The 26399-nt window shown below is 67.5% G+C and carries 25 protein-coding genes, 2 pseudogenes and 1 riboswitch; of the genes and pseudogenes, 17 read left to right on the forward strand and 10 right to left on the reverse strand.

The window, feature by feature from the left end; genetic code table 11:
• Positions 1 to 10: 10 nt before the first annotated feature.
• A complete protein-coding gene (locus tag FFT10_RS09415) occupies positions 11 to 901 on the reverse strand; it encodes a LysR family transcriptional regulator (protein WP_137732532.1) in 891 nt (296 codons plus the stop codon).
• A 131-nt stretch (positions 902 to 1032) separates the two neighbouring features.
• Here FFT10_RS09415 and FFT10_RS09420 point away from each other — a divergent pair, with 131 nt between their 5' ends.
• From FFT10_RS09420 to FFT10_RS28155, 4 genes and pseudogenes are all read left to right on the forward strand, one after another.
• On the forward strand, positions 1033 to 2013 hold the full coding sequence (locus FFT10_RS09420; RefSeq protein WP_137732596.1) for a tripartite tricarboxylate transporter substrate binding protein: 981 nt from the start codon (positions 1033 to 1035) through the stop codon (positions 2011 to 2013).
• Positions 2014 to 2020: 7 nt separating this feature from the next.
• Complete coding sequence (locus FFT10_RS09425) at positions 2021 to 3223, forward strand: M20 aminoacylase family protein (RefSeq protein WP_137732533.1); 1203 nt, start codon at positions 2021 to 2023, stop codon at positions 3221 to 3223.
• Positions 3224 to 3316: 93 nt separating this feature from the next.
• A riboswitch (glycine riboswitch) is annotated at positions 3317 to 3422 on the forward strand.
• 48 nt (positions 3423 to 3470) lie between these two features.
• Positions 3471 to 4769 (forward strand): D-amino acid dehydrogenase, encoded by a 1299-nt coding sequence (locus FFT10_RS09430; protein WP_137732534.1) that lies wholly within the window; start codon positions 3471 to 3473, stop codon positions 4767 to 4769.
• 115 nt (positions 4770 to 4884) lie between these two features.
• Positions 4885 to 4983: pseudogene (locus FFT10_RS28155) on the forward strand (SDR family oxidoreductase); the annotation flags it as partial.
• 536 nt (positions 4984 to 5519) lie between these two features.
• On the opposite strand, the gene FFT10_RS09440 reads toward FFT10_RS28155, so the two are convergent.
• Positions 5520 to 5972: a VOC family protein gene (locus FFT10_RS09440; protein WP_137732535.1), complete on the reverse strand. Its 453-nt coding sequence runs from the start codon at positions 5970 to 5972 to the stop codon at positions 5520 to 5522.
• Between the two features lie 648 nt (positions 5973 to 6620).
• Between FFT10_RS09440 and FFT10_RS09445 the strand changes: the two genes are divergently transcribed.
• Positions 6621 to 6956 carry a DMT family transporter gene (locus FFT10_RS09445; RefSeq protein ID WP_137732536.1) on the forward strand — a complete coding sequence of 112 codons (336 nt, stop codon included), beginning with the start codon at positions 6621 to 6623 and terminating at the stop codon, positions 6954 to 6956.
• A gap of 52 nt (positions 6957 to 7008) precedes the next feature.
• A complete protein-coding gene (locus FFT10_RS09450; protein WP_137732537.1) occupies positions 7009 to 7629 on the forward strand; it encodes a DUF1349 domain-containing protein in 621 nt (206 codons plus the stop codon).
• A 96-nt stretch (positions 7630 to 7725) separates the two neighbouring features.
• Here the strand turns inward: FFT10_RS09450 and FFT10_RS09455 are convergent, their stop codons facing one another.
• Positions 7726 to 8310 carry a sigma factor gene (locus FFT10_RS09455; protein WP_137732538.1) on the reverse strand — a complete coding sequence of 195 codons (585 nt, stop codon included), beginning with the start codon at positions 8308 to 8310 and terminating at the stop codon, positions 7726 to 7728.
• A gap of 215 nt (positions 8311 to 8525) precedes the next feature.
• On the opposite strand from FFT10_RS09455, the gene FFT10_RS09460 reads away from it, so the two are divergent.
• From FFT10_RS09460 to FFT10_RS09505, 10 genes and pseudogenes are all read left to right on the forward strand, one after another.
• Positions 8526 to 8930, forward strand: a complete 405-nt coding sequence (locus tag FFT10_RS09460) for a hypothetical protein (protein WP_137732539.1) — start codon at positions 8526 to 8528, stop codon at positions 8928 to 8930.
• Positions 8927 to 9526: pseudogene (locus tag FFT10_RS09465) on the forward strand (TIGR04283 family arsenosugar biosynthesis glycosyltransferase); the annotation flags it as partial. The gene FFT10_RS09460 and the pseudogene FFT10_RS09465, both read left to right, overlap by 4 nt.
• Before the next feature lie 77 nt (positions 9527 to 9603).
• On the forward strand, positions 9604 to 10143 hold the full coding sequence (locus FFT10_RS28160; RefSeq protein ID WP_137732541.1) for a TIGR04282 family arsenosugar biosynthesis glycosyltransferase: 540 nt from the start codon (positions 9604 to 9606) through the stop codon (positions 10141 to 10143).
• A gap of 8 nt (positions 10144 to 10151) precedes the next feature.
• Entirely contained in the window at positions 10152 to 11336 is a 1185-nt protein-coding gene (locus tag FFT10_RS09475; RefSeq protein ID WP_162520729.1) for an FAD-dependent oxidoreductase, read from the forward strand.
• Entirely contained in the window at positions 11333 to 12223 is an 891-nt protein-coding gene (locus tag FFT10_RS09480; protein WP_137732543.1) for a phosphate/phosphite/phosphonate ABC transporter substrate-binding protein, read from the forward strand. Before FFT10_RS09475 ends, FFT10_RS09480 begins: the two co-directional genes overlap by 4 nt.
• The gene (phnE, locus tag FFT10_RS09485) at positions 12220 to 13125 is read left to right on the forward strand and encodes a phosphonate ABC transporter, permease protein PhnE (RefSeq protein WP_228027024.1); all 906 of its coding nucleotides are present in this window, start codon (positions 12220 to 12222) and stop codon (positions 13123 to 13125) included. The genes FFT10_RS09480 and phnE overlap by 4 nt, the downstream gene beginning before the upstream one ends.
• 10 nt (positions 13126 to 13135) lie before the next feature.
• Positions 13136 to 13954, forward strand: a complete 819-nt coding sequence (locus tag FFT10_RS09490; RefSeq protein ID WP_162520730.1) for an ATP-binding cassette domain-containing protein — start codon at positions 13136 to 13138, stop codon at positions 13952 to 13954.
• 50 nt (positions 13955 to 14004) lie between these two features.
• Positions 14005 to 14514, forward strand: a complete 510-nt coding sequence (locus FFT10_RS09495) for a DUF302 domain-containing protein (protein WP_228027025.1) — start codon at positions 14005 to 14007, stop codon at positions 14512 to 14514.
• A complete protein-coding gene (locus FFT10_RS09500; RefSeq protein WP_228027026.1) occupies positions 14511 to 15506 on the forward strand; it encodes a metallophosphoesterase family protein in 996 nt (331 codons plus the stop codon). Before FFT10_RS09495 ends, FFT10_RS09500 begins: the two co-directional genes overlap by 4 nt.
• A 5-nt stretch (positions 15507 to 15511) precedes the next feature.
• Entirely contained in the window at positions 15512 to 16357 is an 846-nt protein-coding gene (locus tag FFT10_RS09505; protein WP_137732545.1) for an MTAP family purine nucleoside phosphorylase, read from the forward strand.
• A 96-nt stretch (positions 16358 to 16453) separates the two neighbouring features.
• On the opposite strand, the gene FFT10_RS09510 is transcribed toward FFT10_RS09505, so the two are convergent.
• The 3 genes from FFT10_RS09510 to FFT10_RS09520 are packed head-to-tail and all read right to left on the reverse strand — an operon-like array spanning position 16454 to position 19041.
• Positions 16454 to 17071, reverse strand: coding sequence for a glutathione S-transferase family protein (locus FFT10_RS09510; protein ID WP_137732546.1), 618 nt, complete (start codon positions 17069 to 17071; stop codon positions 16454 to 16456).
• Positions 17072 to 17095: 24 nt separating this feature from the next.
• Positions 17096 to 18544 carry a dihydrolipoyl dehydrogenase gene (locus FFT10_RS09515; protein ID WP_137732547.1) on the reverse strand — a complete coding sequence of 483 codons (1449 nt, stop codon included), beginning with the start codon at positions 18542 to 18544 and terminating at the stop codon, positions 17096 to 17098.
• 17 nt (positions 18545 to 18561) lie between these two features.
• Positions 18562 to 19041 (reverse strand): nuclear transport factor 2 family protein, encoded by a 480-nt coding sequence (locus FFT10_RS09520; protein ID WP_137732548.1) that lies wholly within the window; start codon positions 19039 to 19041, stop codon positions 18562 to 18564.
• Between the two features lie 244 nt (positions 19042 to 19285).
• On the opposite strand from FFT10_RS09520, the gene FFT10_RS09525 reads away from it, so the two are divergent.
• Positions 19286 to 20185: a LysR family transcriptional regulator gene (locus FFT10_RS09525; protein ID WP_137732549.1), complete on the forward strand. Its 900-nt coding sequence runs from the start codon at positions 19286 to 19288 to the stop codon at positions 20183 to 20185.
• A gap of 418 nt (positions 20186 to 20603) precedes the next feature.
• On the opposite strand, the gene FFT10_RS09530 is transcribed toward FFT10_RS09525, so the two are convergent.
• From FFT10_RS09530 to FFT10_RS09545, 4 genes are all read right to left on the reverse strand, one after another.
• Entirely contained in the window at positions 20604 to 21827 is a 1224-nt protein-coding gene (locus FFT10_RS09530; RefSeq protein WP_162520731.1) for a TolB family protein, read from the reverse strand.
• A gap of 1056 nt (positions 21828 to 22883) precedes the next feature.
• Positions 22884 to 23582, reverse strand: coding sequence for a cupin domain-containing protein (locus FFT10_RS09535; protein WP_137732551.1), 699 nt, complete (start codon positions 23580 to 23582; stop codon positions 22884 to 22886).
• 22 nt (positions 23583 to 23604) lie between these two features.
• The gene (locus FFT10_RS09540) at positions 23605 to 25671 is read right to left on the reverse strand and encodes a pyridoxamine 5'-phosphate oxidase family protein (RefSeq protein WP_137732552.1); all 2067 of its coding nucleotides are present in this window, start codon (positions 25669 to 25671) and stop codon (positions 23605 to 23607) included.
• A gap of 33 nt (positions 25672 to 25704) precedes the next feature.
• Positions 25705 to 26319, reverse strand: a complete 615-nt coding sequence (locus FFT10_RS09545) for a glutathione S-transferase family protein (RefSeq protein ID WP_228027038.1) — start codon at positions 26317 to 26319, stop codon at positions 25705 to 25707.
• Between the last annotated feature and the right edge of the window lie 80 nt (positions 26320 to 26399).

The following is a 26399-nucleotide window of genomic DNA, read 5'->3' on the forward strand; positions in this document are numbered from 1 at the left end:
TGCGCTGCCTTCAGGGCTGTTCACGCATCAGGTCGGCGACCAGCTTTCGCACAATCGGCAGGCCAGGCGGCTCAGCCCGGCGGGCCAGCGTGACGATGCCGAAGCGCGCCGTGGCGCCCATCGCGGGTTTCAGCGCCAGTTCCACCAGGTCTGGCGCCGCGGCACGGATGGCGATCAGCACCGCATCGCTGTCGCGCACCACCTCGACCAGGCTGGCAATCTCCTCACAACGCAGGGTGACGCACTCGGACGGGTGCGCGCCGGGCCCGTAGCGCTCGACCAGCGTGCGCGCCACCTCGTCGCTGAGCGGCGTGGAGGCGATCGGAAACTGGCGAAGCGCGTCGAAGCGCAAGTGGCCTTTCCAGCGGGTGAGCGGGTGGTCTGCGCGCACCATGAAGGCGCCGCGCATCTCGACCAGGCTGGCCACGCGCAGGTCGGCAGCCGGCACCAGCGAACGCGCGTCGACGACCAGCGCGTCCAGCTCGCGTTCGCGCAAGCGGCGGATCAGCACGTCGGTGTGACCGCGTGCGATGTCGACGTGCACCGTCGGGTGTGATGTCGCCATCGTCTTCAGCAGTGGCGTCATCAGCATCGCGCCAGGCCCGGAGCCCAGGCCAATGCGCACCGTGCCCGAGCGGCCTTCGCACATCTGCCGGCCGCTGCCGGCCAGCTCTTCGGCATCGAACACCAGCTGCCGCGCCCGCTGCAATGCGTCGGCACCGAAGGACGTGAGCACGCTGCGCTTACCCACCCGGTCGAACAACGGCTGCCCGAGTTCGTCTTCCAGGGCTCGGATGCTGCGGCTGAGTGCAGGTTGCGTCAGGAACAACGACTCGGCCGACTTGGTGAACGAGCCGCTCTGCGCAAGGGAGATCAGGTGTCGAAGCTGGACCAGTGTCATCGGGTTAACCAGACATGAGCATGCTTTGAACTCATCATATCGCCACACACAATGCATTGGACGTTGTTTGTTTGCTTTCCTACATTGGCGCATCTACACCCTGTACCCACTACCTGCACAAAGGATTCGCCATGAGACAGTTCCAACGCTCCATGACCCTGTTCGCCGGCTTGCTGCTTGGCGCCGCTGCAGTCCTGGCGCAGGGCGGGCCGTCCAAGCCGGTCAACCTGATGGTCCCGTACCCGGCGGGCGGCCCTTCCGACGCGATCGCACGCATCTTCTTCAATCCGCTCGGCAAGGAGCTGGGGCAACAGGTGCTGGTGGAAAACCTCGGCGGCGTCAGCGGTGCCCTGGCCGCGCAGAAGGTGCTGGCGGCACCGGCGGACGGCCAGTACATCTTTCAGGGTTCACCCAATGAGGTGATCCTGTCGCCGCTGGCCAATGCCGCAGTGAAGCTGAAGACAGAGGACTTCCGCCTGGTCCATCCGGTGGCCGACGCGGTGATGGTCTTCGTGACCCGCAAGGACCTGCCCGTGGCCAGCGTCGACGAACTCATCGCGCTGGCCCGGAAGTCGGCCGACAGGCCGCTGAGCTACGGCAGCGTTGGCATCGGCTCGCTCTACCACCTGATCCTGGAGAACGTGCAGGCGCAGACAGGCGTCAAGCTGTCGCATGTGCCCTACAAGGGCAACGCGCCGCTGCTGCAGGACATCGCCGGCGGCCAGGTCGACTTCGCCGTGCTGGTCTACAGCGCTGCGATGGGTGCGCTCGCTGACCAGGGGCGGCTGAAGGTGATCGGCCAGCTCGGCGCGCAGCGCTCGGAGCTGCTGAAGAACGTGCCTTCGGCCAGCGAGAGCCAGGCACTGAAGGGCTTCTCGTACAAGATCTGGACGGGGTTCATGGTGCCGAAGAGCACGCCGGAAGATGTCGTCGTGCGCCTGCATGCCGCCATCGGCAAGACCCTGCAGGACCCGACGGTGCGCACGCAGTTGGCAGCGCAGACGCAGCTGGCTGCCGCGCCGATGACGCTGGCCGAGTCGGCCAGGTTCTTCGACGCCGAAACGGCGCGCTACCGCGCGATTGCCAAGCAGATCCAGCTGCAGCCGCAGTGAGGCCGGCGTGACCTACTTGCTGGATGCGTTGAACGCCCGAGCGGGTGAGTTCATCAGCCTGCGCCGGGACATCCACCGCCACCCCGAGCTGGCCTTCGAGGAGCACCGCACTGCTGCCCTGGTGGCCGACAAGCTGTCCGGCTGGGGCTACGAGGTGCATCGGGGCATCGGCGGCACCGGCGTGGTCGGCACGCTGGTGCGCGGCACCAGCCCCCGGCGGCTCGGTATCCGTGCCGACATGGATGCCCTGCCGATCGACGAAGCCAGCGGCGCCGGCTGGGCCAGCGTGCATGCCGGCGTGATGCACGCCTGCGGGCACGACGGCCACACGGCCATGCTGCTGGCAGCGGCGCGGCACCTGGCCGAGCACGCCACCTTCGACGGCACGCTGCACCTGATCTTTCAGCCGGCTGAAGAAGGTGGCGGCGGTGCGCTGCGCATGATGGCCGACGGCCTGTTCGAACGCTTTCCCTGCGACGCCGTCTTTGCCATGCACAACATGCCGGGCATTGAACAGGGCCGCTTCGTTCTGCGCGACGGGGCCGCGATGGCCTCGTCGGACTATGCCACCGTCACCATCACCGGCCGAGGCGGGCATGGAGCCATGCCACACCAGGCAGCCGACCCCATCGTCGCCGCGGCCAGCATCGTCATGGCGCTGCAGACCATCGTGGCGCGCAACATCGACCCGCTGCAGGCGGCGGTGGTGACCGTGGGCGCGTTGCACAGCGGCAAGGCGAACAACGTGATCCCCGCCAGCGCCACGCTGGAGCTCAGCGTGCGTGCGCTCGACCGCGCCGTGCGCGCCACGGTCGAGCGCCGCGTGAAAGCGGTGGTCGCGGCACAGGCCGAGAGCTTCGACGTGCAGGCACAGATCGACTGGCGGCCGGGCTACGCGGTGCTGGTCAACACGCCCGTCGAAACCGCGTTTGCACGGGAGGTGGCCACGGAACTGGTGGGTGCCGAACGGGTGACACCGCAGGGACCGCCGCTCACCGGCAGCGAGGACTTCGCGTTCATGCTGGAGCGCGTGCCAGGCAGCTATCTGCTGATCGGCAATGGCACTGATGGCAGTCCGGGCGCGGGCGGCTGCATGGTGCACAACCCCGGCTACGACTTCAACGACGAGAACATCGCTGCTGGAAGCGCCTACTGGGTGCTGTTGGCAGAACGGTTTCTGGCTGCGAAGGAACCTGTCGAACAACGATAGACGCTGGAACCCCGCAGGAGAGCGCTCCGGCCATGGCCGGAGCCACCGAAGGCGCAATCTCCCATGAACGCTCAGGTCCCGTACTGCACACCACCATCGCCGTCTGGAGAGCCGTCACGACCGTGACGCACCGAAGGAGCAAGGCCCCAGTTGATGACCGGGGCTGAATCTCTCAGGTACCAAGGACAGGGGGAGCGGCACACCGCAGGGCCACGCCTTGAGGATTCCTGTCCCTTTGGAGATCTCAATGAAAGTCATCGTCCTCGGCGCCGGCCTGCTCGGCGTCACCTCGGCCTATTTCCTGCGTCAGCAGGGCCACGACGTCACCGTGATCGACCGGCAGGCCACGCCCGCCGCCGAAACCAGCTTCGCCAACGGCGGGCAGATCTCCGTCAGCCATGCCGAACCCTGGGCCAACCCCAGCGCGCCGCTGAAGGTGCTGCAGTGGCTGGGGCAGGAAGACGCGCCCCTGCTGTTCCGCATCCGTGCCGACATGCGGCAGTGGCTGTGGGGCTTGCAGTTCCTGCGTGAATGCACGCCGGCGCGCACCCGCCACAACATCGAACAGATCGTGCGCCTGGGCACCTACAGCCGCGACATGCTGCAGGCCCTGCGCCGCGACATCGGCATCGACTACGACCAGCGCACCCAGGGCATCCTGCACTTCTACACCAGCCAGAAGGAATTCGACGGCGCCGAAGCGCCGGCTGCGCAGATGCGCGCGCTCGGCTGCGACCGGCGGGTGATCTCGGCTGACGAGGCCGTGGCGCTGGAGCCGGCGCTGCGCCACATCCGCCCGCAGCTGGCCGGTGCCACCTACACCGCCGAGGACGAATCTGGCGACGCCAACCGCTTTGCCCGCGAACTGGTGGCCCGCTGCCGCGCCGACGGCGTGCAGTTCCTGATGAGCCACACCGTGACGGCGCTGCGCGAGGCCGGTGGCCAGATCGACCATGTCGAGGCCACCGACGCCGAAGGCCGGTTCCAGCGCGTGCGCGGCGATGCCTATGTGCTGGCCATGGGGAGCCTGAGCCCGCTGCTTGCCGCGCCGCTGGGCATCCGTTTGCCGATCTACCCGGCCAAGGGCTACTCGGTGACGATGCCGGTCAAGGATGCGTCGATGGCGCATCAGGTGTCGTTGACCGACGACGAATACAAGCTCGTCTTCTCGCGCCTGGGCGACCGCCTGCGCATCGCCGGCACGGCCGAGCTCAACGGCTACGACCGCGACCTGAACCGCGTGCGTTGCGAGGCGATCGTGCGCCGGACCGAGGAACTGTTTCCTGGCGCTGGCGACACCGAACAAGCCCAGTTCTGGACCGGGTTGCGGCCGGCCACGCCATCCAACGTGCCGATCATTGGCCGCTCGAAGATCGGCAACCTCTACCTGAACACCGGTCACGGCACGCTGGGCTGGACCCACGCCTGCGGCTCGGGCAAGAGCATTGCGCGCATCGTCAGCGGGCTGGCGCCGGAGGTGGACTTTGCGTTCACCGGGCTGCCTGCGCGAGTGGCCCGGATCCGGGGTCTCGAAATGCCGGCATGAGGCTGGCCTGGGCACGGCGGGCTGCCTGACAGAGACGGAGCGCATGCCTCGCCGGTTATCGCGCTGACCGGGAATCTCATTGGCGTGCGCGCGGGGCTGGTGCCACAGTGCGCGCATGCCAACGACTCCCATCATCGGCGCGTCCCGCGGCCTTGGGCTGGAGTTCGTTCGCCAGTGCGCTGCCGATGGCGATGAAGTCTGGGCAACGGCCCGCGGCGAAGCCGACCTGCAGGGCGGCAGTGTAAGTACGCAATCTTCGGATGCAGACTTTCAGCCGCGATCTCATGCCTGGCGCATGAGGGCCGCCCCGAATGACCGCTGTCGCCGTCTCCGGGGGAGCTGGGCGGTGTCGACCAACGTCAGTTACCGGGGTTGACCGGTCGCTCGCTACGAAGTCAGCCACGGGCAGCAACGGGTCGGCCAGCGCCGGTCGACCGCGCGAGCTCACCGCCGGAAAGCTGACTCCCAAGGTGAGCCACCGGATAGCCGACACCCGTGGTCGGCAGTGGACGACCCATACCTGCCCGTCAGCCTTCTCCAAAGCTGCCCGATGCTCGGCGCTGGCATCTCAAGCTTCGCTGCTCCGAAGCGGCCGTTCGTGGCCTCCAGCAGTCGGCCAAAACCGGTCGCTCAAGTAATCACCCATTAAAACCTCACACCGATGATGCACCGCCCAGCTGATGCCGAAGCTATTCTCCGCCTTACGTCTACCAGATAGCAACCAAGATAAAGTATTCACTGACAGGCAGTTCACTCCGGATGTTGCATAAGTTCTATGGTGTGGCCGTCAGGTCCTCGGGTGTAGACCATGATTGTTCCGCTAGGCGCAGTTTGCGGTTCGCCGGTTGCCGTCCATCCATAAGGTGCCATGCGATTCAGCATTGCGCGAAGATCGGTCACGGCAAACGTCAAATGAGCCGAACCGACGTCGCATGGACGTTGTTTCAAAATCACGCGGTCTTCCGGCGAATCGTACTCAATCAGCTCAACTCTATATCCATCGGGACCCTCTAGGAGAGCGTTTCTTAAATAAGCCCCCGACACCCCGACCACTTGTTCCATCGCGTGCCCACCGCCAAGCTCTTTGCGGTACACGAGTTGAAAGCCGAGGACCTCAGTCCAGAAATCAAGTACGCCATTGATCGACGCGACAGTCAGCCCAGTGTGCTCGGTGCGCAATACGGTAGAGGTTTGGTCGTTCATAGGTGCATCCTGTTAACAGTCGATGCCGCAGATTTATGCGAGAGTTAAGAATCCAGTCTGGATTTCCCTCATTACTTTAACAGATGACCGTTATGGGGCGGTATGCGACGGTCGCATCAGGGTCGTGACCGCGAGTTCGAGCGGAATGGAAGCCGTCATTGGCGCGGCGTGAATGGCATCAGGAAGGCCGACGACGGCAGTACCCCGTAAACCCTTCGTCGCGACCAGCGCTGTCGTCAGGCCGAGAGACTCCTTGGCGCCATGTGGGGTGAGTACGCTCGCCAGCGGCCACCGGCAGCAAACGCTGCACTTCGGCCATTGCCTAATGCGGAGGCTATGACCGCAACGGGTCGACCACTGCCGGCCGTGGACGTCAGCTATCCAGTGGCTCAAGCTGCTGGTCAGCTTCCCGGCGGTGAGATCGCGCGCCTGACCGGCGCAGGCCGACCCAATGCGGTCTGATGGAAGGCGAAAGAGCGGACCGTCAAACGCATTGCTCTGTCCCGGGTGCACGCTACTGCTGTTCCGACTCAACATTGGTCTGACTGTGCCTTGCTACACTGTTCAGTTGTTGTAGGTACCGCTCCCCCGCACTGCTCGTGTCACTCGGTACAAGTGGCAAGCGAGCAAGTTCGGCCGAGGTGCCTCATGAATCCAAGCTTTTCGGCCTGGTTACTCGTCGCAGCGAGCGTCGTCGCGGAAGTCGTTGGCACTGTCGCGCTAAAGTACTCCGATGGGTTTTCGAAGGTTCTCCCGTCCGGCGCTGCTGCCACTTGTTATGCACTTGCAATCTGGCTCATGGCGGTCGCCATGCGTCATCTCGACATGGGAATTACCTATGCAGTCTGGGCCGGAAGCGGCACCGCTGCCACGGCTCTCGTAGGAGTCGCGCTCTTTGGAGAGCAGTTGGGTGCCGTCAAAGCGCTTGGCCTAGTTTGCGTGGTTGGCGGCGTAGTGATGCTCAATGTCGGTAGCCCGCGGTGAAGCCTTACCCTTGGTTAGATGGCCTGCCTTCAACGCAATCCGAGCTTCCCTCATGAATGACTTGCCGCTTTTCGAAGACTTCTCCCAGCCGTGTTTGAACCCGAGGCTGAGCTGGCGCCGCGAACCCGCGAGTTGGCGGGTAGACAATTCCGCAAAGTGCCTTCAGGTCAACCCGGATTCAAAGACCGACTTCTGGCAACGAACTCACTATGGTTTCGAGGTCGAAAACGGACATTTGCTGTTCCTTGAGGCTGTGGGTGACTTTGTGCTGACGACCAAGGTCACGTCGAAGCCGCTGCACCAGTACGACCAAGCTGGCCTCATGGTGCGGGTGTCGTCCGCCTGCTGGCTCAAGACTTCAGTCGAGTTCGAGCCCGTGGGCTCCAGTCGTTTGGGCGCAGTCGTCACAAACGGCCAGTATTCGGACTGGTCGACACAGCCAATCGCTGCGGAGCAACGTACCGTTTGGTTCCGAATCAGGGCAGAAGACAGTGACTACATCGTCGACACCTCGTTCAACGGTCAGAAGTGGGAACAGATTCGAATGGCACGCCTGCTCGAACGGCCTGCAATGAAATCGGTGTATTGCGGTCTGTACGCCTGTAGCCCGAAGGCTGCAGGCTATCAAGCAGAGTTCTCGTTCTTGAACTTCGAGCCGGGACGGTTGAGTTAGGCGCAGCGTGGAAAAGCACTGCGGGTCGCCGCGAGCCATCTGACCCTTCTGTACATATGCCTGCCAATGGCATCCCCTGAGCAAAGACGTTTCACCTCACGGCAGATTTCGCTTCGAGGTGCAACAGGGCCCGGTCTCGAATGACTGCTCGCACCCTCGGCGGGGAATGTCATCTTGTGGCTGGGTCAAGTCAAAGACGGCCCCAGACTCGGCGCCGGAAACCTGTCGTTCAGTTGCTCGCCGCGGCCAGGCTTGGGCGCGTGGGGCGACCGACCGGTAGTGGCCGGCAGCCGAAGTTCGCGAATGCGCTTGGAAGCTGTCGCCCAGGCAGAACCGCCAGCGGTAAACCCGGTCAGGTTTGGCTGCCAGCAGTTGCTCGTCGACTTCGTCAAGTACGTCGTGCAGGTCGTCCCGTCGACCATGCCGCCGCCACAGATCCACCAGCTTGTGGCGCGCGATGGCGACGGCCCGCGCGCTAACAGGCAGCGATGCATCCCAAATGCCACGTTGCAGATGCAGGGCCAACAGTGTCCCCTGAACCAAGTCCTCCACCTCATCGGGCAAGTCCGAAAGGCGGCGCTTCAAAAAGGCACGCAGTCGCGACGCCAGCGAGCCCAGCGCTTGCCTGTAGGCCGCGTCATCACCCGACGGAGAACGCAACCACAGCGGATTGAGGCTGATTCGAAGTCGCCGAGGCTGTCGTCAACAGGAATTTCGTCGCCAGGGGGCCTTTGGTGACATCGGCCGGACGTCCGGGCGTTCAGTCGCAGCAGAAGAGCAAGATTCAGCGGGTGGTGCCGCCCCTGCCTGCAGAGTTCACTGGTGCAGACCCGGCTGTAACCATTCGGACGGCCACGGCGAATACCCGGCGGCGCACCCTTTCGATTCGATCATCCATGCATGCAACGCTGCCCTTGCTCGCCGCCACCGACTTCCCGCCGATCCGGCGCCGCTCGCTGGACCCGGACCTGAAGTCGATCAAGGATCTGGGCAGCCAGCTCAGCAGCCCCTGGAAGCCGAAGTGGATCGCGCAGCTGGACGAGCAGACGCTGCGCTTCATGAGCGACCGCACGCGCAACCGCTACAACGCGCAGCGCGGGCGGCTGGAGCTGTCGAAGATCTTCGACTGGTACGGCGAGGACTTCCGGCTGGGGCACCGCGGCATCGCGTCGCTGCCGGCGTTCGCCGCGCGCCACGCCGATCAGTTGGCCGATGCCTCGGCTGGCCGCGAGCGCATCCGTGCTGCGAGCGTCGACATCGCCTTCTTTGACTACGACTGGGCGCTGAACGACGCGCGATGAAGCCTGTCTTGTCGATCGTCATCCCGGCGCTGAACGAAGATGCGGGCATCGGGGCCACGCTGCAGCCCTTGCATCCCTTGCGCATGCGAGGCGTCGAGCTAATGCTGGCCGATGGCGGCAGCAGCGACGCCACGACGGCGCTGGCCCGGCCCTGGGTCGACGCCATGGTGGACGCGCCGCGCGGTCGTGCGCTGCAGATGAACGCGGGTGCCGCGCTGGCTCGGGCCGATGTGCTGCTGTTTCTGCATGCCGAAACCCGGCTGCCGCCGCTTGCCGACGTGCTGGTGCTGCAGGTCAGGCAGGGAGCCGGCGGCGGCGCCTGCTGGGGCCGCTTCGATGTGCGCATCGCGGGCCGCCCCTGGATGCTGCGCGTCGTGTCATGGCTGATGAACCTGCGCTCCCGCCTGAGCGGCATCGTCACCGGCGACCAGGCGATCTTCGTCACACGGGAGGCCTTCGAGCAGGTTGGCGGCTTCCCGGTCCAGCCGCTGATGGAAGACATCGAGATCTCGCGCCGGCTGAAGCGCCTGGGTCCTCCCGCCTGCCTGCGCGCAAGGGTCTGCACCTCGGGCCGGCGCTGGGAGCAGTGCGGCGTCTGGCGCACCATCGTGCTGATGTGGCACCCGCGCTGGCGTTACTGGCGGAAGCCGGCGCTGCGGCGCTTGCCGAGCGCATGCTGCAACACGCGCTGGCTCAGGCCACGGCGGCGGATGTCGGACCCGTCGAACTGTGCACCGCTCCGGATGCCACGCATCCCGCGCTGCAGGCCGCGGCAGCCAGACATGGCGCCCTGCTGCCCGAGCAAGGCACCGGCGATCTCGGCCTGCGCATGCAGCGCGCATTGGCGCGCAGCCTGATGCGCCACGGCCGCGTACTGCTGATCGGCACCGATGCGCCGGCGCTGGACGCCGCCGTGCTGCGCCAGGCGGCGCCCGCACTGCAGGACCACGATGCCGTGTTCGTGTCGGCCCTGGACGGCGGCTATGCCCTGGTGGGTCAGCGTCGAGCGGACCCGCGCTGGTATCCCGACATGCGCTGGAGCCATGACCGCGTGATGGACCAGACGCGCGAGCGGCTGCGGGCGGTCGGCGTCCGCTGGGCGGAGCTGCCTCCGGTGGCCGACATCGGCGAGCCGGTGGAACTGGTGCACGTGCCACCCGGCTGGCTCGATGGCTTGGAGATCGCCAGCCGGATCCGGGAGCAGCAAGCATGAAGCGGCTGGTGCTGGCCGGCGCCGGCCATGCCCACGCACTGGTGTTGCGCGCACTGGTACGGCAGCCGATGCCCGGCGTCGAGGTCGTGGTGATCTCGCCGGAGCCGCTGGCGCCCTACTCGGGCATGGTGCCTGGGTGGCTGTCCGGTCACTACCGGTTCGACGAGATCGCCATCGACTTTCCGCCCTTGGCCGCGGCGGCCGGCGCGCGCTGGTGTCGGGACGAGATCCATGCACTGGATCCGGCACGCCGGCAGCTGCGGCTGGCGGACGGCAGCACGCTCGACTACGACGTGCTGTCCCTGAACGTCGGCTCGACGCTGCAACCGCCGCCAGCCGAACACGCACAGATGCTGCCCTTGCGCCCGCTGGCGATGCTGCATCGGCGCTACGAGAACTTGCTGGAGCGCTGGGCCCGGGCGCCTGCCGACCGGCCCTTCGTCGTCACCGCGGTGGGTGGCGGCGCGGCCGGCTTCGAGGCCTTGCTCGCGGTGCTGACCCGGCTGCGGGCCCTGCGTCCGGACCACCCCGTGCATGGCAGCCTGCTGACCCGGGGCACGCGCCTGCTGCCCGGGCTGGCGCCGGCCGCACGGCGTGCCGCGCAGCGCGCACTGGACCGCGCCGGGGTGACCGTGCAGTTCGGCAGCGGTTGGTGCACGTCCGTCGACCGCAGCGACGTCGTCCTCTGGGCCACTGGGGCCGAAGCGCACGGATGGCAGCGGGACCCCGCGCGCCGTGGCTCGTTGGCGGTCGACGAGCAGGGCTTCGTGCGCATTGACGAGCTGCTGCGATCGGTGTCACACCCGCAGGTGTTTGCCACCGGCGATTGCGCCAGCTGGTCCGGCCAGGCCCTGCCCAAGGCTGGCGTGCATGCGGTGCGCATGGGGCCGGTGCTTGCGGGCAACCTGCGCGCGGCGCTGAGGGTGCCGGCAGCTGCCGGCGACCTCCGTGTCCACCGGCCGCAGCGCCACTTCCTGGCCTTGCTGGCCACGGGTGATGGACGCGCCATCGCATCCCGCGGGCCCTTCGGTGCCGAAGGCGCCTGGGCGTGGCGCTTGAAGGACTGCATCGACCGCCGCTTCCTGCAGCAGTTCGTCGCAACACAGGCCACACCCCCGAACGCTTCCCAGCCCGCGAAAACCCTCAACCCGTTGGCCGACGTGTCGGCCCGCCACTCAGGAGAATCCCCATGAACTTGACCCGTCGGCATGCGGCCTCCCTGGCCCTGGGAAGTCTGCTGAGTCTGCCCGGCCTGGCGCTGGCACAAGGCGCTCCGCTGAAGTTCGGCGTCGGCATGTTCCAGCCCGACCGGGAGAAGAACGACGCCACCTACCGCCCGCTGGCCGCACACCTGGCACAGCGCCTGGGGCGGCCGGTCGAACTGCGCACGGTCGACAGCTGGGAGGGCCTGGCTAAGAGCCTGGCCAACGGCGAGACCGACGTCGCCTTGATGGGCCCGTGGGGCTACGTGCTGGCCAATCACTTCGCCGAGGCGCAGGTGGTCTCGACCATCCTGTACCAGGGCAAGCCGGAATACTTCGCGATGATCGTGACCCATCCGGATTCGGGGCTGAACAGCATCGACGACCTGCTGGGGCCCAAGGGCAGGGGGCGCAACTTCGCCTTTGGCGACAAGGGCTCGACCTCCGGCTACCTGATCCCGGTGCATGAGTTCCAGAAACGTGGCATCGATCCCGAGAAGCACTTTGCCCGCGTGCTGTACACCAAGCACCAGGCCATCCAGACGCAGGTGACGGCGGGCCAGCTCGATGCCGGCGCCGACTACAACCGTAACCGCGACGCGATGATTTCGCAGGGCCTGATCGCGGCCGCGCGCAGCAAGGTCATCTGGCAGTCGGCACCTCTGCCGAACGACGCGTTCGCCGTCAGCGCCGTGCTGGCGAAGGACGTGGCCCTGGTGAGGGGCTTGCAGGCGGCGCTGGCGGAGATCGGCCCGCTGCTGGCCGGTCAGCCGAACCTGCTGCCCGCCAATTACACCGGTTTCGTGACCCGCGACAACGCGTTCTACAAGCCCATCCGGGATGCCGGACTGGCCACCGGCAAGCTGGGCGCACGGTGACCGGGCTGGCACATCGTCAGCCATCGCAGCCGGTGCGCTGGGCGCTGCCCGCGGGCCGGGCTGGCTTTGCCACGCTGGTCGCGTTCTACGCGGTGCTGGTAGCGCTGTGCCTGGCCACGCTGGTGGCCGCGGGCGATCTCAACTTCGGCCGCAACCCCTGGGACAACTTGCTCAAGACCGTGGGCGACTTCGCGCGGCCGAGTTTCCTGGACGTCTGGTTCGGCCCCGAGCGGCTGGAGTACCGCAGCGACGACGGCACCGTGCTGCGCGTGGAGAACCGCCGCGAGGTCGAGGCGACCTTCCTCGCCGCCGTGGGGCGGGCCACCTGGGTGACCTTCCAGATCGCGACGCTGGGGTCGCTGCTGGCCGCGCTGATGGCCCTGCCGCTGGCGATGCTGGTGGCGCGCAACCTTCGCGCGCCGCGGCCGTTGGCCTGGGCGGCCAAGGGCGTGCTCGACTTGTCTCGAGCAGTGCACACGCTGGTGTTCGGCCTGATCCTCGTGGGCATCGTGGGCCTGGGGCCAACTGCCGGAGTGCTGGCCATCGCGCTGCACTCGATGGGCACCTACGGCAAGCTGTTCGCCGAGAGCATCGAGTCGCTGGACATGGCGGCGGTCGATGCCGTGCGCGCCACCGGCGCGGGCGAGGCACAGGTCTTCTTCCACGGCGTGTGGCCCTCGGTGCTGCCGCAGTTCGTCAGCCACCACCTGTACGTGTGGGAGTTCAACATCCGCGACTCCACCATCCTGGGGCTGATCGGCGCCGGCGGGCTGGGGCTGCTGATCAGCGAAGCGGTCAGCCTGTTCCAGTGGAGCCGGCTGGCCACCTTGCTGATTGTGGTGGTGGCGCTGGTGATGGCTTTCGATGCGTTGTCGCGCCGCATCCGGGAGGTGCTGCTGTGAGGACCTTGTCGTGAGTGCGGCCGTCTGTCTGAAGGACGTGCAGGTGGTGGTCGGCAACCGTGTGCTGCTCGACGTGCCGCGTCTGGTCATCGAGCCGGGCGAGCGGGTGGCCATCGTCGGGCCCAATGGCGCTGGCAAGAGCACCTTGCTGAAGCTGATCGGCGCGCTGGTCGAGGCCCATCAAGGGCGTGTCAAGGTGCTCGGTCGCTCGCTGGGCCCAGGCGACCGGGCTGCGGACCGCCGCGCTTTGCGCCGTGACACCGGCCTGCTGATGCAGGGCCTGCACCTGGTGCCGCGGCTGAGCGCGCGTGAGAACGTGCTGATTGGCGCACTGGCCCGGCTGCGCGGCGCAAAGGCCGTGCGCAGCTGGTGCCGCTGGTATCCGCAGGAACTGATCGCCGAAGCCGACGCCGCGCTGGCGGCCCTCGATCTCGGGGACCGCGGCGACATACGTGCTGACCGGCTGTCCGGCGGTGAGCGGCAGAAGGTCGCCCTCGCGCGCCTGCAACTGCAGCGCCCGCGCCTGTTGCTGGCCGACGAGCCCACTTCGGCGCTGGATCCGGCAGCGACCCGGGAGGTGTGCCTTGCGCTGTGTGCCGTGGCTGCAGCGCCCGGGCGGACGCTGCTGACCGTGGTTCACGACCTCGAACTGCTGCCGCTGCTGGCCACCCGCGTCATCGGCATGGCCGAAGGCCGGGTGCGCTGGGACCGGCCGCTGGGCGATGTGACGCCGTCGCTGCTGCAGGCCCTCTACGGACGGCACGCCGCCGACGTGACTCCAGCCGCGCCTTCCGAGCCAGTTGCCATGGTCAGGCTGGCCAACGCCTGAACGCCGGCTTGACGGAAAAACCTTTGATTCACCACCACCAGGAGAAGACGATGAAGATTTACAAAGGACTGGCGCTCGCTCTCGGGGCCTTGCTGCTGGGCGGCTGCGGCGCGATGGGTGCCCACCACGGCGCTGGCGGCCCGGGGCATGGCGGCAACCGCGCCACCGCCACGCACGGCCTGACCGCGCTGCAGAGCCCCTACACGCCGGCCGAGACCATGAACCGGCTGGAAGCCGAGGTGAAGAAGCGCAACCTCGCGGTGGTGGCCCGCATCGACCATGCCGCCGCAGCGCAGCGCATCGGCCAGACCTTGCGGCCGACCGAACTGCTGATCTTCGGCAACCCGCAGGCCGGCACGCCGCTGATGCTGTGCGCCCAGCTGACCAGCATCGACCTGCCGATGAAGGCACTGGTGTGGGCCGATTCGGCCGGCCAGACCTGGCTCGGCTACAACGACCCGCAGTGGCTGATGCACCGCCACGGCCAGCGCGACTGTGCACCGGCCGAGCAGGTGGGCAAGGCGCTGGCCGGCATCGCCGCCGCCGTGGTGGCGAAGTGATCGAGGTTGACGATCCTGCGCCGTCGGTCGCGTCGGCTCCGGGGCGCAGCTGCCCGCTGCACTACCGGTACCGGCCCGAAGACTTCGCCATCGACGCACCCGAGCATCTGCGTGCGCTCGACGTGCTGTACGTGGTGGGCGGCCTGTACGGCAATCCGCTGGCGCTGGACCGCGTGCTGGAGCTTTTCGACCGCGAACGGGGCCGCAAGCGGTTGGTGTTCAACGGCGACTTTCACTGGTTCGATGCCGACCCTGAGGTCTTCGCGCAGGTGCAGCGCGGGGTGCTGGCGCACGAGGCCCTGAGGGGCAACGTCGAGACCGAACTGGCGGACCCGAACGCGGACGCCGACGCCGGCTGCGGCTGCGCTTATCCGGACTGGGTGGGCGACGGCGTGGTCGAGCGCTCCAACCGCATCCTGGCGCGCTTGCGGACAGCGGCAGACGCAAGCCAGCGTGCGGCGTTGGCGGCGCTGCCGATGTGCCAGCGTGCCGATGTCGGGCCGCTGCGGCTGGGCATCGTGCATGGCGACGCCACCTCGCTGGCGGGCTGGGGTTTCGCGCAGGAGCACCTGCGGGCGGCGGAACACCGCGCCGAGGTCGCGCGCTGGCTGGACCGCGCGGGCGTGGACGCCTTCGCCTGCACCCACACCTGCCTGCCGGTGTTCCAGGCGGTGCCAAGGGTGCAGGGCCGGCACGCGCGCTGGATCCTCAACAACGGCGCCGCCGGCATGCCCAACTTCCGCGACGACGCCGCTGGACTGCTGACCCGCATCGCCGTCGCGCCGTCTGACAAGGCGCACAGGCGGTTCGGCGTCGAACTCGGCGGTGGGGTGGTGGCAGAGGCCATCGCCATTGACATCGACCTGCCGCGTTGGCGGTCCGGATTCGAGGCCGTCTGGCCCGAGGGCAGCGATGCCCATGCGTCCTACTTCGATCGCATCGTGCGAGGGCCCGAGTACGCGGTTGCCGATGCGGTCCGACCCTTGGAGTGAATCAGATGCTCGCCATCGTAGGAGGCACGGGCCTCTATGAACTGCCCGGACTCGACATCGTCGAGCGCATCGCAGGCGACACACCGTTCGGCAGGGCGTCGGGCGACGTCCTTCGCGGTCGCCTGCATGACCGCGAGCTGCTGTTCCTCGCACGCCATGGCACTGGCCACCGGTTGCTGCCGCACGAGGTGAACTACCGCGCCAACGTGTTCGCGCTCAAGCGGGCGGGGGCCACGATGCTGCTGGGGTTTTCGGCCGTCGGCAGCCTCGCACTCGAGGTGGCGCCGGGCACGTTGGCCATGCCCGAGCAGTATGTCGACTGGACCCGCGGCCGCCGAGAGCAGTCGTTCTTCGGCGGCGGGGTTGCGGCCCATGTCTCAACGGCGCGACCCGTCAGCGCGGCGATGGTCGGTGCGGTGCAGGGCGCCGCGGAACGTACGGGTACTTCTCTGACAAGAGGCCTGACCTACGCCTGCGTCGAGGGGCCTCGCCTGGGTACCCAGGCCGAGAGCCACCTGCTGCGGCAACTGGGCTGCCACCTGGTGGGCATGACGAACGTGCCGGAAGCATTCCTGGCGCGCGAGGCGCAGATGGCCTACGCCACGGTGGGCCTTGTCACCGACTACGACAGCTGGCTCGACGACCCCGCGCAGCATGTCAGCGTTGGCGCGATCTTCCAGCGCTACGGTCAGACCTTGTCCATGGCCAGGCGGGTCCTTGACGAACTGTTGCGCATGCCTCCGCCGGAACCCGAGGCCGAAAGCCGGCAGGCGCTCACAAGTGCCATGCTGACGTCCGACGAGGCACTCTGCGCAGATCAGAAGGCGTGGCTGTCCGTGCTGCGCGCATGAGTGCATCAGTCGGCGGGACGGGCCATTGCTTGTCGACATCCAACGGCAGGTGAGTCTGTTCACCACGGCAGCCCGCCCGCGTCGGAGTTGGCATGCTCAGGCAATCGCCTGCAGCCCCCGCAGCACCGCGGACCGCGTCGCGATGCGTTTGACCCAACCCTGTACCGACGGATACCGCTCGAGGCGCACACCGGCGTACTCCGGCGCGCGCAGCCAACCGAAGTTCATGACGTCGGCGACCGAGTAGCTCTGGCCCGCGAGCCATGGCACCGTCTGCAGGCGTGCTTCGAGCACGGCCGTCAGGCGATTGGCTTCCGCCTGGTACCGGTCGATGGCCAGCGGCACCTGTTCGCTGTGGCGCGCGAACCAGCCCGCCTGCCCGAACATCGGCCCGATGCCGCCGACCTGGAAGAAGGTGTACTCCAGCGCGCGGATGCGCTCCACCTGGTCGCCAGGCATCAGCCCCGGGAACTTCTCGGCCAGGTACCACAGGATGGCCCCTGACTCGAACACGCTCACAGGCGCGCCGCCCGGGCCGTCAGGATCGACGATGGCCGGGATGCGGCCGTTCGGGTTCAGGCGCAGGAAGTCCGGGCGCTTCTGCTCGTTGGCACCGAGGTTGATGCGGTGCACGCGGTAGGGCACGCCGAGTTCTTCCAGCGCGATGGGAACCTTCACGCCGTTGGGCGTGTTGGCGGTGTAGACGTCGATCATGGTTGTGCTTTCAGAAGCTGTGGTTCACGCGCCGGGGCCGCAGTCCAGACAGCGCTCCACCGGCACCGGCCCCATGCGCAGCGCGCGCTGAAGCTGGCGCAGCGCCGCGCGCAGGCCTTCCTCAACCACCGGGTGGTAGAACGGGCTGTCCAGCATCTGCTGCACGGTGTCGCCCCGTTGCACCGACCAGGCCAGCAGATGGCCGATGTGCTCGGCCGCTGGACCCAGCATCTCGGCGCCAAGAAGACGGCCGGTGCCGGTCTCGGCATAGACGTGCAGGGCGCCCTGGTTGCGGCCCATCACGCGGCTGCGGCCCTGGTCGTCGAAGGAGACCCTGCCGGTCTTGAAGGCGATACCGCTGGCGCACAGTTCGGCATGGCTGGCGCCGGCCAGTGCAATTTGCGGCTCGCTGAACACCACCGCCAGTGGCGCGCGGCGGGGCCGGATGCGCACGTCAGGGAAGCGGCCGGCGTTGTCACCGGCGATGCGACCTTCGTCAGCCGCTTCGTGCAGCAGCGGTCGGTCCTCGTTGACGTCGCCCGCCATGAACACCGGGCGATCTGCCACCTGGGCGCTGCGGCGGTCATGCACCGGAATGCCGTCCGGGTCCAGCGGCAGCGTGGTGTGTTCCAGGCCGAGCTGGTCGACGTTCGGGCGGCGTCCGGTAGCGGCCAGCAGCCAATCGAAGCGTTCCTCGTGGACGCTGCCGTCGAGGCCGGTGGCGCGCACGACGACGCTGTCACCGTCGCGGCGCGGCTCGATCGCTGCAAGGTCGGTGCTCAACGGCAGCTCCGCGGCGAACACCTGGCGCGTCAGCGCCTGCAGTGCCGGGTCGGTCGCCGGGCCGACACGCGCGGTGCGGCCGTACAGGCGCACCCGCACGCCCAGCCGGTGCATCGCCTGCGCCAGCTCCAGGCCGATGACACCCGCCCCGACCACCGCGACCGAACGCGGCAGGTCGGTCCACTCAAAGACATCGTCGTTGACGATCAGCCGGTCACCCAGCGCGGCGCGCCAGGCTGCGGGGACGTTGGGCCGGGAACCGGTGGCGATGACGATGCGCTGCGCGCGCACCTGCGCCGCACCCACCTGAAGGGTGTGGTCGTCGACGAAACGGGCGTGCCCCGTCAAGCGGTGCTCGGCAGGCCAGTGCTGCACGGCGTCGACGACGAAGCCGACGAATCGGTCGCGTTCGCTGCGCACGCGCGCCATCACGGCGCGGCCATCGATCGCCGCAGGCCCGGCCATGACGCCGAAGCGCGCGGCGCCGGCCACCGCATGGGCCGCTTCTGCCGCTGCGATCAGCAGCTTGCTGGGCATGCAGCCGACACGCGCACAGGTGGTGCCGTAGACGCCACTCTCGATCACCAGCACACGCGGCGTGTGTGCCAGGGCGGCGCGGTAGGCCGACATGCCGGCGGTGCCGGCGCCGATGATGGCGACGTCGGTCTCGATGACGGGGTTCTGGTTCATGGTCATTGCCCGCGCGGTCAGAGGCCCAGCTCGCTCAAGCCCGGGTGTTCGTCGGGCCGGCGGCCCTGTGGCCAGTGGAACTTGCGGTCCTGGGCGGCGATGGGCTTGTCGTTGATGCTTGCGAAGCGCCGGTGCATGTAGCCGAGGTCATCGAACTCCCAGTTTTCGTTGCCATAGGAGCGGAACCAGTGGCCGGCGTCGTCGCGCCATTCGTAGGCAAAGCGCACAGCGATGTGGTGGCCGTCATGCGCCCACAGTTCCTTGATCAGCCGGTAATCCAGTTCGCGCGCCCACTTGCGCTCGAGGAAGGCCTGAACCTGCGCGCGGCCTTGCGGAAACTCGGCGCGGTTGCGCCAGACCGTGTCCACCGTGTAGGCCAACGCCACGCGCTGCGGGTCACGCGTGTTCCAGGCGTCCTCGGCCAGGCGCACCTTCTGCGCCGCGGTATCGCGGGTGAACGGGGGCAGCGGCGGGCGGGGTGTGGACGAGGCGGTCATGGCGGGTTCCTGTGGGTGTATCGAGGGGTTGGTGGCGCGGCATGTCCATCAAGGCCCGCATCACGTCGCGACCCAACCACGCAGCTTCGTGGCCCAGGTCGTCGGGCATTTCACCAAAGTAGGGTGCGGGCAACATGATGGAGGCTCCAGGCGCAGGTCGGGATGGCAGACGGACTGTGCGCGATGGCGGCTGGACAGAGAATCCGCGTGTCAGCCAAGACAGCATTCCTGAATCGGAAACAACATGGACCGCCTGCAAGCCATGACCACCTTCGTCGCCGTCGTCGACAGCGGCGGCTTTGCCAGCGCGGCGCGCAAGCTCAACCTGTCGCCGCCGGTGGTCACGCGGGCTGTGGCTGAACTGGAAGAACGGCTGGGTCTGCGCCTGCTCACCCGCACCACGCGCGTGGTGCGGGTCACGGACGCTGGCGCCCGGTTCGCCGAGGACTGCCGCCGCATCCTGGCCGACATCGACGAGGCCGAGACGGTCGCGACCGGCACGCATGCCGCCCCACGCGGCACCCTCACGCTGACGGCGCCGGTGCTGTTTGGCCATCTCTACGTCACGCCGGTCCTGGTGCGCTATCTGCAGCAATATCCCGAAGTTGACGCGCAGTGCCTGTTCCTGGACCGCGTGGTCAACGTCGTCGAGGAGGGCATCGACGTGGCGGTGCGCATCGGCGAACTGCCCGACTCGTCACTGCAGGCCGTGCGCGTCGGGCGCGTGCGCCGTGTGCTGGTGGCCGCACCGTCCTATCTGAAGGCGCAGGGCGTTCCGCAGCGCCCAGAAGATCTGGCGCGGCACGCCATCGTGTCAGCCTCGGGCGTGACCCCGGTATCGGAGTGGCGCTTCAACGATGCAGGCAAGCCCATGTTACAGCGCATGCAGCCAAGAATGCGCACGACGACGAACGACTCGGCCATCGCCGCTGCGGTGGCGGGCCTGGGCGTCACGCGGCTGCTGAGCTACCAGGTGGCGTCGCATGTGCGCAGCGGCGCGCTGCAGGTCCTGCTGGAGGATTTCGAATCGGCACCGCTGCCGGTGCACGTGGTGCATCACGAGGGGCGGCGTGCGACGCAGAAGGTGCGCGCCTTCATCGACCTGGCGGTGGACACGCTGCGTGCGGATCCGGCACTGCGATGACGTCGAGGGCTGTGCTGGGCCACCCGAGGGCCTAGTTCGGAAGTGCGCCCAGCAGCCGAGGTCCAGCGCAGGCTGCCTTCGGGCAGGACCCGGCCAGGACCAGGTGTTGGCGACAGGCTGCTTGTCGGTGTTTCGCCTTGCACAGATTCCGTGTCGAACATTACCGTGCATTGCTTCAGCCCAACGGATCAGTCTGCCCGCTCGTGGAAGAAGTGATCTTTACTCATGAGCTTATCGATGCTGTGAACCTTGCCGCACGGTGACCCGCCTGAGTTCCGGGTTCCAGTTTCTTCAAAAAGGCAATTCGCTTTGGCCAGCCATCGGGGCGTTGGGCAAACACGCGAAGTCGCGCTTGTCGGGCCGATGATCGGGTAGGGCGCGGGTCAACTGGACGATGCTTTCGCGCCCCGCCTCCATGTCAGGGCAGCAGCCTCCGATAGGTGCGAACGACGTTCGTGGACGTGCCCGCCACCAGGTTCGTCGAATTGTTGTCGAAGGCAGTGACCCGGCCATCCCGTGACAGCAGCATGCCCAAGTTGACCGTTCCATTGCCAGTCGTGCCGTTGATCAATGTGGCGGCATTCAACGTAGCCCCGGTGGTCAGGTCCAGCACGGTCGGCCGCGCAGGTGGCTGTGGGTTGGTATTCGAGCGCGGAACGTAGGCGACCTTCCGCCCATCGTCAGAAAAGCTCAGGTCGGCGCGAACGCCGCTCACGTTGACGTTGGGGAAGTCGACGGAAAAGCCAGCGGGCATCACTGGCGTCAGCGCACCGGTCACCAGGTTTTTCGCATAGATGTTGGCATTGCCAACATTCAAGTCGGCCGAACTGCGAAACGCAACCCGTGTGCTGTTGGCGAGAAAGGATTGAACGCCAAAAGTGGGACCTCCTGCCGTTTCTGCAAAGCCCCGAATGGTGATTTGCTGTCCATCGGCATCGGCAGTGACCAGTCGAACGGTGTTGCTGGCCAGGTTCAGTACAAACACATCGCTGCGGTTGGTATTGCGATCGCCGAGCTCCGGATATGGCGCCCTGGTGGAAAACGCCAGGATCTGGCCGTCTGGCGACAGCAGCGCGTTGCCATCAACTTGGCCTTGTCCGGACGTGAGTCTCACCTGCTCGTCCAAGTTGAGCAGTGCCCCCGTGCCGAGATCACGCACGAACATGCGGGTCGGTCCTGTGGCGGTGCAGCTGTAGAGCACGCAGCTGAAGGTGGGCTCCACGATGAAGGCTACGCGTTGGCCGTCGTCGGAGACGCCTGCAAACACGAACTTGGTTGCGCTCGGCAGTGTTCCAAGCTTCGGCGTGATGCGGGTCTCCACTCCCGTTAGCAGGTTCTTGACCTTGATGGCCGGCTCCACACCTTCGCGACCGAGGTAATCGAAGATGCCGTTGGGGGCCGCGCCGATGAAGACAACCGTGTTGGCGTCGGGCGTCATGGCCAAGCAGGTCAGCTTCACGAACGAGGAGCTGCCAGGCACGACGCGGGTCGACGTGTTGCCGTTGAAGTCCTTGATGAACAGTTGCTCGGGCTCGAAAGTGCCATTGCGCGAGCGGAACAGCACCTTGCCGCCATCGGCCGACAGACCGCAGACCTCGCCGTCGACGACGGCACCCGCGGTGTTGGTCGAGACCAGCTGCAAGTTGCTGTCTGCGATCGGCGGGGGCGGAGGAGGTGGCGGCGGTCTTTTCCTTTGCGCAGACGCCTCGCCGTGGACGGCACAGGTCAAAAGGAAGGCGAGCGCAAGGGTCGCCAGACTTCCTGACGGATGGGGAGTTTGCATGACGTTGAGCTGGTGACTTGGCGACATTGCCTGGGCACAGCTTTGCAGAACTCAGCAGATAAATCCTCACCGAATCTTCACGGAACGATCACCGCGTGGGCCCTGCAGACAAGCCTGGGTTGGACGGGTACCAGTGCGATGACTTGCACACCGACGTGCCGCCGCCCCGTGGTCGGGCGCAGGTGTCAGATCCCGAGAACAACTTGATTGCCGAGCACCGACGCGTCGCGGGTAGCCCAGGCGGGGCAACATTCACAGCGAAGCACCGTGGCAGCTGGTTGGCGGGCCGGCAGGCTTGCCGAGTTTCGTTCGACAGCGTTGACGGCGAATCCGTCGGCTCGTTAGCGCGTTAAGAACGCCCAAGGGTTGCTGCGGGCGCACCTGCGCCACTGCCGATCAGCTGCGGCGCGATCTTGGACAAGCGCGCCAGCGCAATCAGGCGGGCAACAGCCCGCACCATGGCCAGTCCGCGCAAAGGCTGTCGCTGCAGCTCTCAGTGGCACGCGAGCGCATTGACGCACTTGGCCGTGGCCGCGCGCTGCCTGTACACGCCCTGGACTTCGTCGCCTGCCGTGTGCGCTCGCCATTGCGTTACTGGCTCGGCGTCGCTGTCCTTGCTCTGCTGCTTCTCCGGCGGCAGCTCTTCAGAGTCCTCGGTCTTGGTCTCAGCTCTGACCCGGTGCTGCTCAGGGACAGGCGCAGCGGCTGCGGTCTTGCCTTCGGTGCCTGTGAGCCAGTCCGACCGGCAGCTTTGGGACGCCGAGATCAGGGCAGCGGTTGTCCCGTGAGGATCGATCGCCGCCGACCGATCCACCGCCGCGGCGGGCTGCCTCCGCGCCCGCTGCCAAAATCCGTACGAAAACGCGTGGGGACTCGCCCGGGAGGGCGGCGCGTACAGCTCGGGCAGAGGGCGATTCAGCTCACAAGCGGCGGCGTGAGGAACCTGGCACCGAGGTGCCCGACTTTCACGTAGATCAGCGCGCCTTCGGGGCCCGTGAACGGGGTATGCCGGCTCCACCGCGGGCTGCGTAGCCAGGTGCCGGCCGGGTACTCGCCTTGCTCGTCCCGGAACAGACCCTGCAGCACGAGGATCTCCTCGCCGCCAGGGTGGGTGTGGGTGTTGAAGCGTGTGTCCTTCGCCCAGCGCACCAGCGCCGTGCTGACGCCGTCGAATTCATGCAGCGGCAGCACGGCCAGGCCCGGCACCAGCCCTGGGCGCCAGGTGGCCCGGGTGGTGTCGATGCAGACCCGCTCGTTGTCGCCCTCGGCAAACTGCCACAGCTTGACGAACAGCGTGCAGCCCTCGCTCGAGAACGGTGCGTGCGCGCTGCCCGGCGGATTGCGCACATAGGTGCCGGTCGGGTAGTCACCCTGCGCGTCGTTGAAGGTGCCCTCCAGCACCAGGAACTCTTCGCCGCCGCCATGCGTGTGGCGGGCGAACCGCGAGCCGGCGTCGTAGCGGACGATGCTGGTCGCGCGGGCGACTTCGTCGCCAATGCGGTCTAGCCGGTGACGGTGCACGCCAGGTTCGGGTGAGGGCGCCCAACTGGCGGCGCTGACGGGCGGCACCACGACACGTTGATCGAAGTCGGCATTCAGGCGGCTGGTGTTCATCGCGTGATTGTCGGGTGCGGCTTCACAAGTCCAGTGTGATGCGCTCACCGCCACCGGCCGCGGGCACGGCGCAGCACAGCAGCACCTCGCCGTCGGCCGGCCGCCACGCCGTGGGCTCGGCGTAGGTGACGCGCCCGGCCGTCAGGCGCGTGGCGCACGACCCGCAGTGTCCGGCGCGGCACGAGAACGGTGGGTTCAAGCCTTTCCCCTCCGCAAACTCCAGCAGCGTGCCGTGTTCGGGCGTCCACTCGGCGGCGTCGCCGCTGCGCAGAAAGGTCACCGTTGCCTGATTCGCCGCCGGTGCTGGCGGCGTGGGTGCGGCAGCCGCGCCGTCGGGTCGGCGCTTCAGCGACGACGGCCCGAAGGCCTCGGCCTGGATGCGCGCGTCACGCACGCCCAGGTCGCGCAGGCCGTCGTACAGCGCCTGCATGAAACCGGGCGGTCCGCAAAGGAAGAACTCATGGTCGTCGAAGGGCAGCAGGGTCTTCAGCATGTCCAGCGTCAGTGGTCCCTGGCGTGCGCCTTCCGGTGCGCCTTCGCCCTCGTCGAGCACCACGTGCAACTTCATCGCCCCGTTGGCCCGCTGATTCAGCGTTTGCAATTCGGCGCCGAAGGCGCGCAGGTCTTCGCTGCGCGCCACCTGGATCAGGTGCAGCGGCCGCGTGCGGCGGTTGCGGAAGCCCTCGGTGACGACATGGCGCGCAAAGGCCACCATCGGCGTGATGCCCACGCCGGCTCCGATCAGCACGGCCGGTCGGCGCAGCGCCGCGTCGATCGTGAACTGGCCGCGCGGGCCCAAGGCCTCGATCACGCCGCCGGCGTGCACTTGGTCATGCAAGTGGCTCGACGTGACGCCCTCGCGCTTGATGCTCAAGCGCAAACCCCCCTCGCTTGGCGCCTGCGAAATCGTGTAGGTCCGGTGCAGCAGTTCGCCCGTGGCCGTCTTCACGCGGACCGGCAGGTGCTGTCCGGCCTGGAACGGCGGAACGGCATGGCCGTCGGCGGGCGCGAGGTGGAAGGACCGGATGACGCGACTCTCGTCGACGATGCGCGTCACCCGGTAGGGCCGCCAGGTCTGCGCCAGGCGCTGCACCTCGCGGCGTGCCTCGGCCTCGGCCCAGGTGCCGGTGAGGGTCGAGTGGGGCGACCAGTCGCGGAAGGCCCAGCGCAGCGGCAGCGCTTCGCGCAGACGCCAACCCGACTGCACTCGGAAACGCCATGCCCGTTCGGCGCCGTCGAAGGCCTTCAACTCGTCTCCGCCCCACACCACCTCGGCGGTGCCAGTGAGCGTGAGCAGGTCACCGGTGTCGAAATCGATGAACAGCACGCCGGCACGCGGGTTGAGCTGCAGGTTGCCCAAGGTCATGAAGAAGAAGTTGCCGGTGAAGTCGGGCACGAGGAAGGTGCGGTCGTCCTCGATCTTCACGAAGCCGGGCCGCCCGCCGCGATGCGAGACGTCGGCACCACGGCCTGTGGCCACGTCGGCGCCATCGGCGGCAGCGGGCGCCTGGGTGGCGATGAACAGGGTGTCCGCGCGCTGGATGAGCGCCTGGGCCTCTGCGTCTAGCGCCGTGAGGGCCTCAGTGCCGCGCGGCTGCAGATCGGCAGCGTCACGCACCCAGGTGAACTCCCGGCCCTGGATGTACTGCGGGCAGTTGCCCACCGATTGGTCGACCTCGATGCTGAAGCCGCCCGCATCCAGCGCCACGACATGGCCGTTGACCCGGTTGCGACGGCGGGTGTGCAGCTCGATGCCCAGGAAGCCCAGTTGTGCGCCGGGCGCCAAGCCATCGGCCAGCGGGTCACCCGGGATCGGGCGCGTGTGGAAGTCCAGCCGCTTGGCGCCCGGGGCCTGCACGAAGCCCGGCTGACCCACCAGCACCGAAGCCCAGGGCCGGCCATCGCCGTCCACCGAGCCTGCGAGCATGAACGGCAACTGCTCGAAGAAGCGCTGGTGCTGCTCGGGCATGGCGGTGCGGATGACACGCTGCCCCAGGCCGACCATGCGTTCGCGGATGCCCAGCCGTTCGTGCACGGCTTGTTCGCCGGCATGGAAGGGGTTGTCGTGGCGTGCGATGGGGGTGTCCATGGTCGGCTCCCGGGATGGCGCAGCGTGTGACGATCAGGCCGCCAGGCCGACCGGCGTCTTCTGGAACGGCACGAAGCCGGGCAAGGCTTCCACTCGGGTCAGCCAGGCGCGCACATGGGCGTAGGCAGACAGGTCGACATTGCCTTCGGGCGCGGCCGAGATGTAGCTGTAGCCGGCGATGTCGGCCAGCGTGGCGCCGTGGCCGACCAGGAAGGGGCGCGTCGCCAGCTGTGCCTCCATCACCTTCAGCAAGCCGTGTGCACGGTCGATGACCTCCTGCGCATCGCGCTTGGCGCCGAACACCGTGATCAGGCGCGCCGCGGCCGGGCCGAAGGCGATCAGGCCGGCAGCCACCGACAACCACGCCTGCACGTCGGCCTGCTCCTTGGGGTCACGCGGCAGCCAGCGACGGTCGGCGTCGTACTTGGTGGCCAGGTAGACCAGGATGGCGTTGGAGTCAAACAGCACGGTGCCGTCGTCGTCGAGCACCGGCACCTGGCCGAAGGGGTTGCCCTTCAGGAACTCAGGCGACTTGTGCGCGCCGTTCTTCAGGTCGACCTGCACCACCTGGTGCGGCAGCCCCATCAGGGACAGCGCCAGTTGAACGCGGTGCGAGTGGCCGGAGAGTGGGAAGCCGTGGAGCGTGATGGACATGGTGGTTCTCTTGGAGGGGGTGGATGGTTCGCTGGCGACAGGGAGCCTTCGTCCCCACGCGAACGAGGCAGGGG

Source organism: Pseudaquabacterium pictum, from assembly GCF_005403045.1.
GTDB classification, from domain to species: Bacteria; Pseudomonadota; Gammaproteobacteria; order Burkholderiales; family Burkholderiaceae_C; genus Pseudaquabacterium; species Pseudaquabacterium pictum.